Genomic DNA, 13,692 nt, shown 5'->3' on the forward strand with positions numbered 1-13,692 from the left:
CGTGCAATCGCTGACTAGAGAGAGAACCATGCTACATCCTGATAAGTTACCCATTTGGTTTATTGAAGAACCAGATCGCATCGTTGGGGCAGGCACATTCGTTTTCTTTATTGCGGCCTTATTAGCAATACTGTCTGCGTATGCCAAGATACTTCTTCTGGCCTCATCAGCAACTCTCTTCGCAACACAAAAATATCTGCCAACACACCTTTCTGAACTGAACTTGTCATGGCCGACATGGTTCATTGCTGAAAGCTGGATTGGCTACCTTTTCATTGGTGTACTTGCTGCTCTCGGCTTGTACACCATCAACTACGGACGTCAGATCAAAAGAATAATGGCAAGCTTTTGACCAGCAGCATCCCATAAACGTCGGGTTGCCTCTGCCGCAAGCTCATGTAACGATCGGACATTAAACAAAAACCGGCATAAAGCCGTTTTTTGTTTTCTATACTTTAGAAATTTAGTGACAATGATAACCGCCATTTTTTCGATCATTATGGCAGCCATTTTTATCCGTGCCACCTGAGTGAGCAAAGGCAAATGAAGTACCTGCAACTAGCAGCATTGCAATAATAATTTTTTTCATTCTGTCTCCTCTTATGTAGTTAATGCTCACGCAGCATACAACGTAATCATGGCATCGCTGCCAATAGTCTGATGAAATCATTCAGATACACACATCTGACCTAATGCTCATGTCTGTGATGAATATCAGGAAAATGGTCATGACTGTGCGTTAACTTCTCGTGTTCATGTGGATGGACATGGGGTTCTTTTCCATCCCATGGAAAATCATGTTCATGCTGGTGATGCTCATCATGATGATGTCCGTGCGCATGGGATAGAGGTAGATGTGTATGTTTGTGCCCGTGTGTTTCCGTCAAATGTAGCCAAATACCAGCTCCCATCAAGGCTGCGGCAATCCAAAATACAGTATTAGGCGTCTCACCCAAAATCAGTAGCGATACAACAGCTCCTACAAATGGCGCAGCAGAAAAATACGCACCTGTTCGAGCCGTCCCAAGATGTCGAAGTGAAAGGACAAACATCACCAAACTTAGGCCGTAACCACAAAAGCCTACAACGCCTGCACTAAAGATGACATGAGCATCAGGTACTGAATACCCCATTTCTAGTGCTATCGAAAAACTCACCGATCCAGCTACTAAGCCTTTAATGCCAGCTATTTGAACCGCGTCACTCGCTGATATTTTTCTGGTGAGATTATTGTCGATAGCCCAGCATAAACATGCCGCAACAATAGCAAGTGCACCCCAAGGAATTTCCAGTTTTGTATTCTGTCCCACCGATAGCAATACGCCCGCAATTACGATCAAGACCATGCCTGCAAAAATACGTCGATCAAAGTTTTCTTTGAAGACAAACCATGCCAACAAGGCTGTCAATACACCTTCAATATTCAATAATAGTGACGCTGACGATGCAGGAGTTAGCGTCAAGCCGATCATCAACAACACAGGACCAGCAACACCTCCTGTCAGGATAGCTCCGCCCAACCAAGGTAAATCACGCGTTGTTAAATGATCGCCTGACGTCTGTTTCCCTCTGGATGTGATGGAACGCAACGCATACCAAGTGAGCAAGCCAAGGCCACTGCCTAGATAAAGTAAGCCCGCAAGCATGACTGGCCCCATTTGGCCGACCAACAGTTTGGAAAAAGGCGTACTGGCACCAAATAGTGCTGCAGCCAGCAATGCGTAGATGACTCCTTTGTGCATTATGTTTCCTCTTAGTTGCTTGTTCCGCATCTTTACTTCATTGCAGGTGGCCATTGATGCGTTTCCAACTGACATTGTTGACACCATGTATATAGTGCCTCGTACATCACCATGCCATGCTTAAGCATTTCGTGGTCATCGGTAAAATTCCGTGACAAGCCTAATGACAGCGCATACAAACCAGCTGATTGTGGCGTGAGGCCAAGTCTGGATGTATCAGCACCACGCACAATCTCAGCAAGTTGCAGTAAAGCTGGGTCGTCCAACTTATATTTTTTCAGGATGGCATCGAAACTGCAAAATTCGCCATCATGCGTCAATTCCACACCTGGTACGTCATACGGGGTGGCACCTGTTTTTTCTGCCGTACGCATCACATCTTTCGCCGGCACATAGAGAAACTCGGGATTCTGATCCACAAAACGAGATATCAACCACGGGCAAGCAATGCGATCTATCTTTGGACGCTCACGTGTAATCCATTTCATGTTGATCTCCTTGTCAGGCTGATTTTTCCCAACGCTTCTCTACTTTTCTCCAGGCTATGTTTTTCATGAATGCATCGACGTAGGCGGCAGCTTTGGTCTCAAAATCAATGTGATATGCATGTCTATACATATCCAGCGCTAGTAGTGGTACACCGCCTGCTAAAGTGTGGCAATCGTCAGCCGTCCATTGATTGCTTAGCTTTCCATCTCGCGGTGATTTTTCGAGTAATACCCAGCCTGATCCTCCACCTAAAGCTTTGCCCATCGCTACAAATTCGGCTTGCCAACGCTCTACGCTACCGAAATCGCGTTCAATCGCACTACGTAATGACCCCTTAGGCAACAAACCATCTCCACCTAAAGAATCAAAATAAATCTCATGTAACAACATGGAGTTATACGCAGTCAGTTCATCACGTTTGAGTGCGTTTAGAACAGAGCCAGGAACATGATCGAAATCGACATTTCCCAGTTGTTCCTGTATCGCATTCAAGCGCTTGACTGTGCCGCCATAGTTATTGCCGTAATGACTTTGGATCAACGCTGCAGATAGCCCCGACAAGGCTGTCGTATCAAGAGAGAGCGGAAGTATTTCGTAGGACATTTTGTTCTCCAATCCAGCTCAACTGAATGAGTTAAATGTTGAAGACCGTTTTCAGAATTAATCCAATCACGGCACTCGCTGCAATGACATGCATAACGTTGCGTTTATAGCGAACCAAGGCTACCGCCGCGATAACTGACATGAGTGCGGCAATCCAGTCGAATGCACCTGAGAATCCTGCTGGCCACAGAACGTGATACGCGAAAAATGCTGCAAGGTTAAGAATCACACCGACCACTGCGGCAGTAATGCCACTTAACGGTGCTGTGAATTTCAAGTTGCCATGTGTGGACTCAACCAAAGGACCACCAGCCAAAATAAAGATAAATGATGGCAAGAAGGTGAACCATGTCACGAGCACAGCTGCGGTAGTACCAGCCAGGAACTGCAAATCAGGACCAAATACCGCTTGTACATAAGCACCGACAAAGCCTACAAAAGCGACCACCATGATGAGTGGGCCTGGATTGGCTTCACCCAAGGCCAAACCATCAATCATCTGTGTAGGTGTAAGCCAGTTGTAGTGCCCGATCGCACCTTGATAGATATATGGCAAAACCGCATACGCGCCGCCGAATGTCACCAAAGCAGCCTTGGTAAAGAACCATCCCATTTGCGTCAAGGTATGGTCCCAGCCGAAACGCAGTGTCAAGACCGCCATAGGCACGCACCACAACACAGCACCTACAGCCAGAATTTTCGTCAATCCAGACCAGCGGAATTGAGCATGTTCCGGTGTCGGCGTATCGTCATCAATCAGTGCTGGGCCGTATGACTTATTGGCTTGGCCGTGACCGCCACCGACTGTGAATTTGTCTGGAATGTAGCGGCCACCGAGATAGCCAATCAATGCGGCTGTTGCGACGATGACAGGGAACGGTACGTTCATCGCAAAGATAGCGACAAAGGATGCGGCGGCAATCGCCCACATTAAATTGTTTTTCAATGCACGTGAACCAATGCGATGAACCGCATGCACGACCACGGCCGTAATCGCTGGCTTGATACCGTAAAACAAACCGGCGATCAGCGGCACATGACCATAGGCGATATAAAGCCAGGACAAAGCAATCAAGAAAAACAATGACGGGAGTACGAACAGCACGCCAGCTGCGATGCCGCCTTTAGTACGGTGCATCAGCCATCCCATATAGGTGGCGAGTTGCTGGCCTTCCGGCCCCGGTAACAACATGCAGTAGTTCAACGCATGCAGAAAACGTCGTTCGCTAATCCAGCGTCTTTGTTCAACGAGTTCTCTGTGCAGCAGAGATATTTGCGCCGCAGGGCCACCGAAACCAATGAAACCTAGTTTGAACCACAACTTAAGTGCCAACCAAAATGGCACCTGATCAGGTCGTGTTTGCTCATCAGCATTCGCTATCGTAGTAGATGTGATGTCGCTCATGCTGAAATGTCCTGTTCGAAGGTGGTGAGCAGGCCATCGAAGATGCCTGAAGCAATTGCTAAAAGTTGATCGTCATCGGTAACGGTTGCACGTATGCCTGCCAGCGCACGTTCGATACCGCTAGCTTCCGGAGGTTGTATGCCTCCAGCGTCAATAAAGTGAACGATGCCGCCCAAGCGAGCGAGTGCAGAGGAATCAAGGCCAAAGCTGGCCAACAAGGTTTCAAACGTCACCTTGGCACCGACATGAGAAAACGTCGCGCCATCAAAGTCGAATCCCAGTGCATCAGCCGGGCAATCTGCCGGGGATGCCAGCCAGAGAATTTTCGCTTTAGGATCGATAAAGCGCCGAATCAGCCATGCACTGGCCAGCCTGTCCATCCAAGGACGAGCACGCGTTGCCCAAATACGGCCACGATAATCGGCAAGCGATAAGCGCTGGATTTCTCCCGTAATGGAATGTGGCTCATCCGGCGATATGGTGCGGATTGCCGCTGTTTCCAGTTCTAGTAATGAGGCCGCAGTTTGTTTTTGTGATTCGCTGGAAAAGAAATCGATGGCCGCTAACTGATCAAAGGTTTTACGTAGTTTGCGCACTTGTTTGAGAGTTTCCGTGGCCGTATCGTCGCTAAGCTTGGCGCGATATTGCGCAATGTCATCGGACAATGCGGCGAACTCTGTCGATCGATCAAACAAGGTAAGAAATGCATCGTTATCTGCACTCGTGTGGAGTAAGTATGTCGTGCCGCCATTCTTGTCGATATCGTCGGCAATCTCGGACAGAGTTGCTTTACAGCCACTTTGTTCTGGCAATAGATAAACACCATCGCGCAAGACAGCTGCGCCGGAGGCTTTAAGTGCCCGCCATGCCCTCATCCGCGCTGTAGCATTCTCTGTTGGCAAGGTCAGAATGAGTAGAATCCATTTCATTTTTAGTAGCTTTCTCTACAAATATGTAATTTACTCTACCACATTATTAAAATGTTTCAATGTGATTTACATATCGGCTACTAGGGGCTTGCCAAACCCCTCAATAAATACACTTCTGTTAAATGTTTGTTGATTTGCTCGCAGAGTTGACCCTCTCTAACTGATCCACCTTCCACTGTCTGGCGAAGGCTGCGACCCGGTCATAGGAGCCTTCATATCCCAACGCACACAAGTCGATGTGCATCTGTTTCAAAGTCCGTCGTTACTTGCGTGACTTCGTCGCCTCGGTCTTTAACCAGGCTGAAAGCTTGAACGCGTATTTATCGAGAGAAGTTGGAGAACGTCGATCAGCATAGGCTGGCTCGACAGTTTCAGCGCGTAGATAACGCCTGACGGTATTTCGAGAGATTCCCAGTCTTCTGGATATCCCCCTCAAAGGGACCTGGTCACGAAGGTGCCAGCGTCGAATTATTCCAAGTAAAGCCACGTCGATCACTCCATATCTCCTACTCACTTTGGTAAGTAGGATTGTGTTCTAAACGTGGGTCAGTTTTCGATGCAAATCAACATTGATGACTGCAAGGGCCTCACCTCATAGTCATCAACACATCATTTCCCTATGGGAAGTGGTTTTGCTAGATCGAGCGTTGATTAACGCGTTTGCTCAATTCCGCAGCGCTTTCTCTACGCTCGCTGTAACGGTTCACCAAAAAGGTGGAAACATCGCGAGTAAGCAAAGTAAACTTAAACAGCTCTTCCATTACATCTACGACGCGCTCGTAGTACGACGATGGTTTCATACGGCCATTGTCATCAAACTCAAGGTACGCCTTTGCTACCGACGATTGGTTTGGGATGGTAATCATGCGCATCCACCGCCCAAGTATACGCATCTGGTTGACGGCGTTGAACGACTGCGAGCCACCAGATACCTCCATTACTGCCAAAGTTTTACCTTGCGTTGGGCGCACCGCCCCAATCGATAAAGGAATCCAATCAATCTGAGCCTTCATAATGCCTGTCATTGCACCGTGACGCTCCGGTGAGGTCCAGACCATGCCTTCCGCCCATTCTGCCAAGCGCCTCAGTTCCTGAACCTTAGGATGTGTCTCTGGCTCAGTGTCTGGTAAAGGTAATCCTTGTGGATCAAAAATCTTTACATCGCCCCCCATGGCTTCCAGCAAACGAGCAGCCTCCATCGTTAGTAACCTACTATAAGATTTCTCGCGCAACGACCCGTATAGCAATAAAAATCTTGGCGCATGCGAAGCTTTTGGAACCTCTGAAAAATTTTCTTGAACGGGTATCCGAAAGTGCTCTGGCACGATATTGGGTAAGTTAGTTACTTTGTGTGACACGTTGTCCCTCCTCGTTTATAACAAGCTCACCGTCTTCTTTGGCAAAAGATGCTTTAGGCGGTGGAGGCAAAATGTCCAACACCGCTTCCGAGGGACGACAAAGTCTTACTCCCATAGGAGCAACAACGAATGGGCGATTAATCAGAATCGGCTCAATCATCATTGCATTCAATAGCTGCTCATCGCTTACTTCGGGATTATCAAGACCCAGTTGCTGATACGGCGTCCCATTTTTGCGGATAGCTTCTCTTACCGAAATACCGGCATCGGCAATCAATGCTTCTAGCTTTTGAAGTGACGGCGGATTTTCCAGATACTCGATAACCTCTGGCTCGATACCAAAGTGTCGAATGATCGCCAGCGTGTTGCGCGACGTGCCGCAATCAGGGTTGTGATAAATCGTAACTTTCATATTCAAAATTCCTTGATAAGGGTGAAACTTAGTTTTTGTTCATTGAAGTTGATGTGCAGGCAAATAACACTGATCCCAGAACGCCGACTGCAATCAAGACAAGTAACGTCCCTACATAGCCATCAGTAAACGCGTACAACAGGGATGCCGCAAACGGACCAGCCGCAATTGCAACCATGACGGGCGCTCCCATCGCTCCACTTACCGCACCATAGGCTTCTCGACCATATAGTTCTGCAGGCAATGTTCCTCGAACAATGGTCATGACCCCATTACTTATGCCGTACATTGCTGCAAAAACAGCGTAGATCGCTAGCCATTGATTGGGCGCAAATAGAAGGACTAGCGCCAAGGGCAACAGCCACATGGCGAGTACGCCGACCTTATATGAAGACATTTTCCTACCGACTGTCGTTTCCAATATCCGTCCTAAAACTTGCATAGGGCCGACCATAGCCCCTATCGCTGCTGCATACGAAGGTGATATCCCTCGACTTTGCAGAATCGACATCAGGTGCAAAGACATTGCCGAGAATACGAGTGCATTGAAGGTCACTGCCGCTGTCAATAAGTAGAAACTTCTTTCACGCAGCACTGCCGCCAAACTTGCTTTGCCCTTTTGCACACGGGAGGAAATATCCGCTGTAGCTATATGCTTCGGCAAGAGAGCATGAATCGGAAAACACATCAAAAGATTAAGTACGGCATAAATCAACCACGTTTCTCGCCAACCAAAATGATCTGACAATGCCTGCGTCAATGGCCAAAATACAGTACTTGCGAAGCCACCAAACAACGTTAACGCTGTAATAGCGCGTCGATATCCTGTTCCGAAGACTTGTGTCAACACTGCAAAAGACGATTGATACAGCGTGGCACTCATCGCAACGCCTATGCCCGCCCATACAAGATAGAGTCCCAAGACACTTTGAACGTTGGCGAGCAAGGCTAACATTGCCGCTGCTAACAACGTCCCAACACCCATCAAAAGCCGCCCACCGATTCTGTCAATGATGGCACCGGCTAATGTGGATAAGCAGCCGGATATTAATAACGCTATTGAATACGCACCAACCACAACCGATCTGGTTGTGTGAAGTTCAGTCTCCATCGGTTGCATGAGGACGCCATAGGCGTAGAACATAGACCCCCAACCGACAATCTGGGTAAGACCTAAAGCCGGTATAAGCCAGCTTCGTTTGGCGGTAGCAGTATCCATTTAGTTTTTTGCTTCGTACCATCCTTTGCTGCGATTGACGATACCGACGATCAGCAACATAACCGGCACCTCGATTAGTACACCAACTACAGTGGCAAGCGCTGCACCAGACTTAAACCCGAACAAGCTGATTGCCGCTGCTACTGCCAATTCAAAGAAGTTAGATGCACCAATCAAAGCCGATGGGCATGCAACCGAATGCTTTTCGCCGACAACTCTATTCAACCAATACGCCAGTGCTGAGTTGAAAAATACTTGAATGAGAATTGGGACCGCTAGCAATGCAATAATTAGTGGCTGTTCGATGATTGCGCTACCCTGAAACGCAAACAGCAATACCAAGGTCAACAACAAAGCCGAGATTGACCAAGGCTGAATGCTATCCATGACCTTGTCGAAACTAGCTTGTCCCTTCTTCAATAACAACTTACGCCAAAACTGAGCGATTAAGACTGGAACAACAATATAAAGTACGACCGATGTTAACAACGTATCCCATGGCACTGTAATACTAGACACCCCCAAGAGAAACGCTACCAGTGGGGCAAACGCAAACACCATAATTAGATCGTTCATCGCGACCTGCGACAACGTAAAGTATGGGTCACCACCAGTAAGGCGACTCCAGACAAATACCATCGCTGTACAAGGTGCTGCCGCCAATAAAATTAATCCTGCCACATACGAATCTAATTGATCTGCAGGAAGGTACGCAGCAAACCAATGCCGAATAAATAACCACGCTAGGAAAGCCATTGAGAACGGCTTGACAGCCCAGTTAATGAAGAGGGTTACACCAATACCCCGGACGTGACCTTTGATCTGATTCCATGCTGAGAAATCAATCTTGATCAGCATGGGAATGATCATTACCCAAATCAGTATGCCAACAGGCAAATTAACTTTAGCAATTTCCAACGAACCAATTGCTTGCACGCCAGACGGAAATATCTGCCCAAGCAAAATCCCGACAACAATACATACTGCAACCCAAATGGTGAGGTAGCGCTCAAATACACTCATTGATGCACTTGCGGCACGCTTGCCGGTGACTTCGCATTGAACAGACATTATTTTTAGCCGTAATTGATATTAAAGTTTGGTGCCAATGGCATCCATCTCGCGTTTGAGTGCTGTTTTTTCCAGCATCGCGATTGGCAAGCTATTGAGAAGGTTTACTCGGGTATAAATCTGTTTTGCCACCTTGGAAAACACCGCACGCTTTTCTTCGTCCGTACCTTTTGCAGCTGCTGGATCTTCAAATCCCCAATGCGCAGAAACCGGTTGTCCCGGCCAGAATGGGCAAACTTCACCCGCTGCGCTGTCGCATACGGTAATCACGATGTCCATGTGTGGAGCATCTGGCAAGGCGAATTCATCCCAGCTTTTGCTTCGTAGGTTGTCGAGCGCATAGCCTGTGCCTTTAATTTGCTCAATCGCAAAAGGGTTAACTGTGCCGCCAGGGTGACTACCCGCGCTATATGCTTTAAAGCGTCCCTTACCCATGGTGTTAAGCATTGCTTCAGCCATGATGCTGCGTGCGGAGTTGCCTGTGCAGAGAAAAAGGACGTTGTACGTCTTGTCATTCTGATCGGTAGTCATATTTCTTCCTTTGTGGGGAGGGTTGGTAAAACAGCTGTAACAACTAGGAATGCTCTTCTTCGTGGGTGTTGCAAGTCCCATTAGGCAAGCAAACATTTCCGCCACAACAGTTTTCCGTCAGAAAACCGATCAACGAATTCATCGTAGTGAAGTTGGCGGAATAGATCACAAACCGACCTTCATGCCGTGCTGTAATCAGATCGGCGTGGGTTAATTCTTTGAGGTGAAAAGACATCGATGAAGGCGCGATGCCCAGTTGCTCTCCGATTTTGGTAGCAGCCAGCCCCTCTGGACCAAGTTGAACCAGCAGACGAAAAACTGCTAGGCGAGATTCTTGCGCCAAGGCTGCTAATGCAGCAATAGTTGCTTTGGTGTCCATAGAAACTCCTTTATTCGATAATTCAATAATAGTTGAATTATCGAATAAATGCAAATTTCAAAGATATTTTTTCATGCCAAGAGTTTGCATGGAAGCATGCAATTTACTCGACACACTCGCGCCTAACTTATTATTAAACCTTCTGGCGCTGTAATTGGGGATCGGGTCGAGCGGGATCAGTAGCTCAAAATTGAACCATATCCCGATGTCACATGTACTTGTCGAGATCGGGATACTTGTCCAGCATTGGCCGCAGGCAGTCACGCCACACATCCATGATCTCCTTTCGTGCTCGCAGCCCTCTTTCGCTGTGTTCCTGCCTAATTCGGGGATCAGGCGCATCCGGCACTTTGACTCGATACTCGATGGTGATTACGTGTTCTAACGTTTCACAGTCAAAATCTTGCTCAATGCTTTTTACACTTGAAGACTCCCTGTCTTCGAAATGAAATTGCATGTCCAGTGCGGTGACGTACCTTGGGTAGATGGGTAACTGTCTCATCGCGTACCTCTCAACGAGGTCTCGGTTATTACATCAATCAATCGCTTCCGCTTTTCGGGTTTAGTTACACCGTCTGCCATTGGCCCGTATTTAAAGTCCTCTGGTTCAAAGACATCAGCTTTCATGCGATCTTCAAGTGATACAACGTGTTCTTGAGTAGCGATATCGGTAGTACGCTCTACCGTCTTTGCTGTTGATGATGTCCCCGTGTGTGAATTAAATTTTTGATTTAATGCTGGCAATAGCTCGTTCCACTTGGCCATGTTATATCCTCCGTTAAAAGGGTATTTATGCCCACTATCTTCCAATGACAGACATCTATTTTTAATACGGAGAATTCAAATGGAAATAGGCAAGTCGTACGATATTGTTTTTTCAACGGGAGACTATGAAATCGAATACGAAAATAATGTGAAGTGTGTCAAGAAAACACCGAAATCATATCGAGTTGAACGAGCGGACGGTAAGACAAGACTAGTGGGACAAGACTCGATTCTGAGGCTAAAAGAAGTTTCTGCGCTTACAGATCAGTGAAACTTGTTGCTCCCAATGACAGCCCGATGAGCGTACTTTATATCACCATCATGGTTCTCTAATCACACATTGGTGTGTATACACCCAACTTACACCTTCCAACTTCCTGAGAATCGCCGGAATGTTCTGCGACCTGCCATAAAAAATGGCCCAGTTTTTCAACGGGCCATCTAACTGTTTGATTTCCTTAGCGTTCTGTCGGTGCACCAAGAGCTTAGTAGGCTCTTGATGCACCTTCATTGAGTCGATTGTTACTGCCAACATAAATTCGTCGCAGTCGGTAATTATCAAAACAAATCTTTCTTAAATATCAACATGAATGCCCATTGTTTAATTATGATTGGTCATTCTTTGTGTGAAAGACTGCAATGGCAAAAAATGACACCATTCTCATCGATACCCTTTTACAGCACCATGCAGCAAAAAATCCAACTGAACAGTTGAGTGACGTCTTTGAAAAATTCGTTATGGATCAGGTTCTAAAAAATTTCGATCTGACGAATGAAGAACTGAATTACGGCTGGGTAGATGGTGCTCTCGATGGGGGCATTGATGGCTTCTACGTATTAGTCAACGGCAGATTGGTTACAGAGGCAAGCGATTTTTCGTGGCCACGCTCGGGAGCTGAAATCCAAGTGTATCTAATCACTTGCAAACATCAAGCGACGTTTTCCCAAGCCCCTCTAGACGCACTGCTGGCTACAGTACAGGATATATTTGATCTCGATCGTACTAATGCAGAATTAGTAGGGAAATACTCACCGGGCATCAAGAAAAGTCGTGACGCATTTGCTGCAGCGTTTAGGAATCTTTCACTTGGTCGTCCCTCACTCTCATTTAATCTCATTTACGCATCGCGAGGTGACGCAACAAAACTGGGGGAAAGTGTTGCTGCGCGAGCTCAGCAACTTACCGACTTGTTTCAATCATATTTCAGCGCATCCACTGCTACATTCGTGCCGTTGGGTTCTACAGAACTTGTGGAGATGTACAGAGAAATACGTACCTTCGCATTGGATCTTCCAGTTCAGGAAAGTTTAACGGCAGGTCAGGAAGGATACGTTGTACTGACAAGCCTTCATGATTACAGCTCTTTCGTTCAAGATGAGAAAGGTCAACTGAGGAGGTATTTGTTTGATTCGAATGTTCGCGCGTATTTAGGTGAGAATCTGGTCAACGACGATATTACCCAAACACTTGCAAACAGAGATTCCCCCAATTTCTGGTGGCTCAATAACGGCGTCACGATTCTCGCAACAAGCGCGTCATTAGTAGGCAAGATTCTTAAGTTAAAAGATATTCAAATTGTGAATGGACTCCAAACTACTGAATCTATTCACAGATTTTTTTCAATTAAGAACAACGTCCCTCCGCTAGAGGACAAAAGGAGCTTGCTTGTAAAAGTAATCGTGTCTCAGGAAGAAAATATCCGAGATCAGGTAATTCGCGCCACCAACAATCAAAGTACGGTTGAACCAGCGGCTCTCCACGCTACAGATAGAATACAAAGAGATATTGAGGACATTCTTCTTCGCTATGAATGGTATTACGAACGTAGAACAAACCATTATAAAAATGAAGATCGCCCCGATGCACGAATTATATCTCCGCTACTAATTGCTACGGGAGCTGTGGCACTTCTCCTAAAGAATCCCATTAAATCTTCCAAATTCAGACAAAAGATCTTACGTTCACCAGAAGCCTATCACCTCGTGTATTCCGAACATTTCCCGCTGGACGTTTGGCCGGTTGTCGCTGCATTGATGCGCGGGTCTGAAAGCTCCATTTTGCGGACAAAAACCGTCAACAGGGCAATCTTACAAAAGCGAGTGTCTGCTTGGCGAGGAGTACTTTCGTATTTTGCAGCAGCCAGATTGACAGGATCGTGTGCTTTTACCCATCAATGTCTAATTAGTTTAGATGTAAATAAACTGACTGATGAGTTTATGGATGAATGTTGGACCGAGATGTTCAAAGCTATCGCAAATCCTAATGCGCCGAAGGCCAATGAAACTCACATTATGAATATCGCACAAGTGTTTAAAACAAGATGGATGGTTAATGGGCATCCTGCAGATGGCTTACGTGCTATACCTGAACCAACTAATGGATCTAGCTTTCACAGAACTGCTAGCGAAGAATTTTTAAAAATGGTTTACGACGCACTTCCGGTCCAACCTTGGATGACTGGCGTGCATCATCAAGTCGCTAAAGCTTTGAATATAAAACCTTCTCGGGCAAGTAAAGCTATTCAGATATTGATGGATCGTGGGTCTGTATATAGACAGATTGATGGAATCGTTTATGACGATGATGGTCACGAAGTTTCAAGAGATGAGGCCCGTTAGAAATTCATTCGCCGTGCCACGATGCACGGCGAGCTTCATAAATGATTGATGTAGCGTGATATTCACTGCCTGATCTGAATCGTCTCCAAATCCTTCTTCTGCGCCAATGCCCTGCCAGTATCGTTGTACACGATTACAAATCCCATAGGATCTTCCCCTTGCGTCTACAC

At 46.7% G+C, this 13,692-nt stretch carries 16 protein-coding genes and 1 pseudogene; 2 read left to right on the forward strand and 15 right to left on the reverse strand.

The annotated features are described in order from the left end of the window. Positions 1–28: 28 nt before the first annotated feature. A complete protein-coding gene (locus BQ6873_RS05645; protein ID WP_231949287.1) occupies positions 29–352 on the forward strand; it encodes a hypothetical protein in 324 nt (107 codons plus the stop codon). Positions 353–463: 111 nt separating this feature from the next. Here the strand turns inward: BQ6873_RS05645 and BQ6873_RS18005 are convergent, their stop codons facing one another. The 15 genes and pseudogenes from BQ6873_RS18005 to BQ6873_RS05710 form a co-directional block, all read right to left on the reverse strand. Continuing rightward, positions 464–589 (reverse strand): YHYH domain-containing protein, encoded by a 126-nt coding sequence (locus BQ6873_RS18005; protein ID WP_157889129.1) that lies wholly within the window; start codon positions 587–589, stop codon positions 464–466. A gap of 100 nt (positions 590–689) precedes the next feature. Beyond that, the gene (locus tag BQ6873_RS05650) at positions 690–1,742 is read right to left on the reverse strand and encodes a DMT family transporter (protein ID WP_076593960.1); all 1,053 of its coding nucleotides are present in this window, start codon (positions 1,740–1,742) and stop codon (positions 690–692) included. A gap of 32 nt (positions 1,743–1,774) precedes the next feature. Continuing rightward, positions 1,775–2,230, reverse strand: coding sequence for a chromate resistance protein ChrB domain-containing protein (locus BQ6873_RS05655; RefSeq protein ID WP_076591779.1), 456 nt, complete (start codon positions 2,228–2,230; stop codon positions 1,775–1,777). A gap of 13 nt (positions 2,231–2,243) precedes the next feature. Then, a complete protein-coding gene (locus BQ6873_RS05660) occupies positions 2,244–2,834 on the reverse strand; it encodes a superoxide dismutase (protein WP_076591780.1) in 591 nt (196 codons plus the stop codon). 31 nt (positions 2,835–2,865) lie between these two features. Then, the gene (gene chrA, locus BQ6873_RS05665) at positions 2,866–4,239 is read right to left on the reverse strand and encodes a chromate efflux transporter (RefSeq protein ID WP_157889130.1); all 1,374 of its coding nucleotides are present in this window, start codon (positions 4,237–4,239) and stop codon (positions 2,866–2,868) included. Next, complete coding sequence (locus BQ6873_RS05670) at positions 4,236–5,168, reverse strand: chromate resistance protein ChrB domain-containing protein (RefSeq protein ID WP_076591781.1); 933 nt, start codon at positions 5,166–5,168, stop codon at positions 4,236–4,238. The genes chrA and BQ6873_RS05670 overlap by 4 nt, the downstream gene beginning before the upstream one ends. A 127-nt stretch (positions 5,169–5,295) precedes the next feature. After that, positions 5,296–5,664, reverse strand: a pseudogene (locus tag BQ6873_RS18230) (IS21 family transposase); the annotation flags it as partial. A 139-nt stretch (positions 5,665–5,803) separates the two neighbouring features. After that, positions 5,804–6,493: an arsenical resistance protein ArsH gene (gene arsH / locus BQ6873_RS05675; RefSeq protein ID WP_407928080.1), complete on the reverse strand. Its 690-nt coding sequence runs from the start codon at positions 6,491–6,493 to the stop codon at positions 5,804–5,806. 13 nt (positions 6,494–6,506) lie between these two features. Beyond that, on the reverse strand, positions 6,507–6,938 hold the full coding sequence (gene arsC, locus BQ6873_RS05680) for an arsenate reductase (glutaredoxin) (RefSeq protein WP_157889131.1): 432 nt from the start codon (positions 6,936–6,938) through the stop codon (positions 6,507–6,509). Between the two features lie 28 nt (positions 6,939–6,966). Then, positions 6,967–8,157 carry an MFS transporter gene (locus BQ6873_RS05685; protein WP_076591784.1) on the reverse strand — a complete coding sequence of 397 codons (1,191 nt, stop codon included), beginning with the start codon at positions 8,155–8,157 and terminating at the stop codon, positions 6,967–6,969. Further along, the gene (arsB, locus tag BQ6873_RS05690; RefSeq protein WP_076591785.1) at positions 8,158–9,228 is read right to left on the reverse strand and encodes an ACR3 family arsenite efflux transporter; all 1,071 of its coding nucleotides are present in this window, start codon (positions 9,226–9,228) and stop codon (positions 8,158–8,160) included. A gap of 21 nt (positions 9,229–9,249) precedes the next feature. Beyond that, positions 9,250–9,759: an arsenate reductase ArsC gene (locus tag BQ6873_RS05695; protein ID WP_076591786.1), complete on the reverse strand. Its 510-nt coding sequence runs from the start codon at positions 9,757–9,759 to the stop codon at positions 9,250–9,252. Positions 9,760–9,802: 43 nt separating this feature from the next. Next, positions 9,803–10,138 (reverse strand): ArsR/SmtB family transcription factor, encoded by a 336-nt coding sequence (locus BQ6873_RS05700; protein WP_076591787.1) that lies wholly within the window; start codon positions 10,136–10,138, stop codon positions 9,803–9,805. A 208-nt stretch (positions 10,139–10,346) separates the two neighbouring features. After that, on the reverse strand, positions 10,347–10,640 hold the full coding sequence (locus BQ6873_RS05705) for a hypothetical protein (protein ID WP_076591788.1): 294 nt from the start codon (positions 10,638–10,640) through the stop codon (positions 10,347–10,349). Further along, positions 10,637–10,903, reverse strand: coding sequence for a hypothetical protein (locus tag BQ6873_RS05710; protein ID WP_076591789.1), 267 nt, complete (start codon positions 10,901–10,903; stop codon positions 10,637–10,639). Before BQ6873_RS05710 ends, BQ6873_RS05705 begins: the two co-directional genes overlap by 4 nt. 639 nt (positions 10,904–11,542) lie before the next feature. On the opposite strand from BQ6873_RS05710, the gene BQ6873_RS05725 reads away from it, so the two are divergent. Beyond that, entirely contained in the window at positions 11,543–13,522 is a 1,980-nt protein-coding gene (locus tag BQ6873_RS05725) for an AIPR family protein (protein ID WP_076591792.1), read from the forward strand. Positions 13,523–13,692 lie beyond the last annotated feature (170 nt).

The organism is Herminiimonas arsenitoxidans, assembly GCF_900130075.1.
In the GTDB taxonomy this organism is placed as follows: Bacteria; Pseudomonadota; Gammaproteobacteria; order Burkholderiales; family Burkholderiaceae_D; genus Oxalicibacterium; species Oxalicibacterium arsenitoxidans.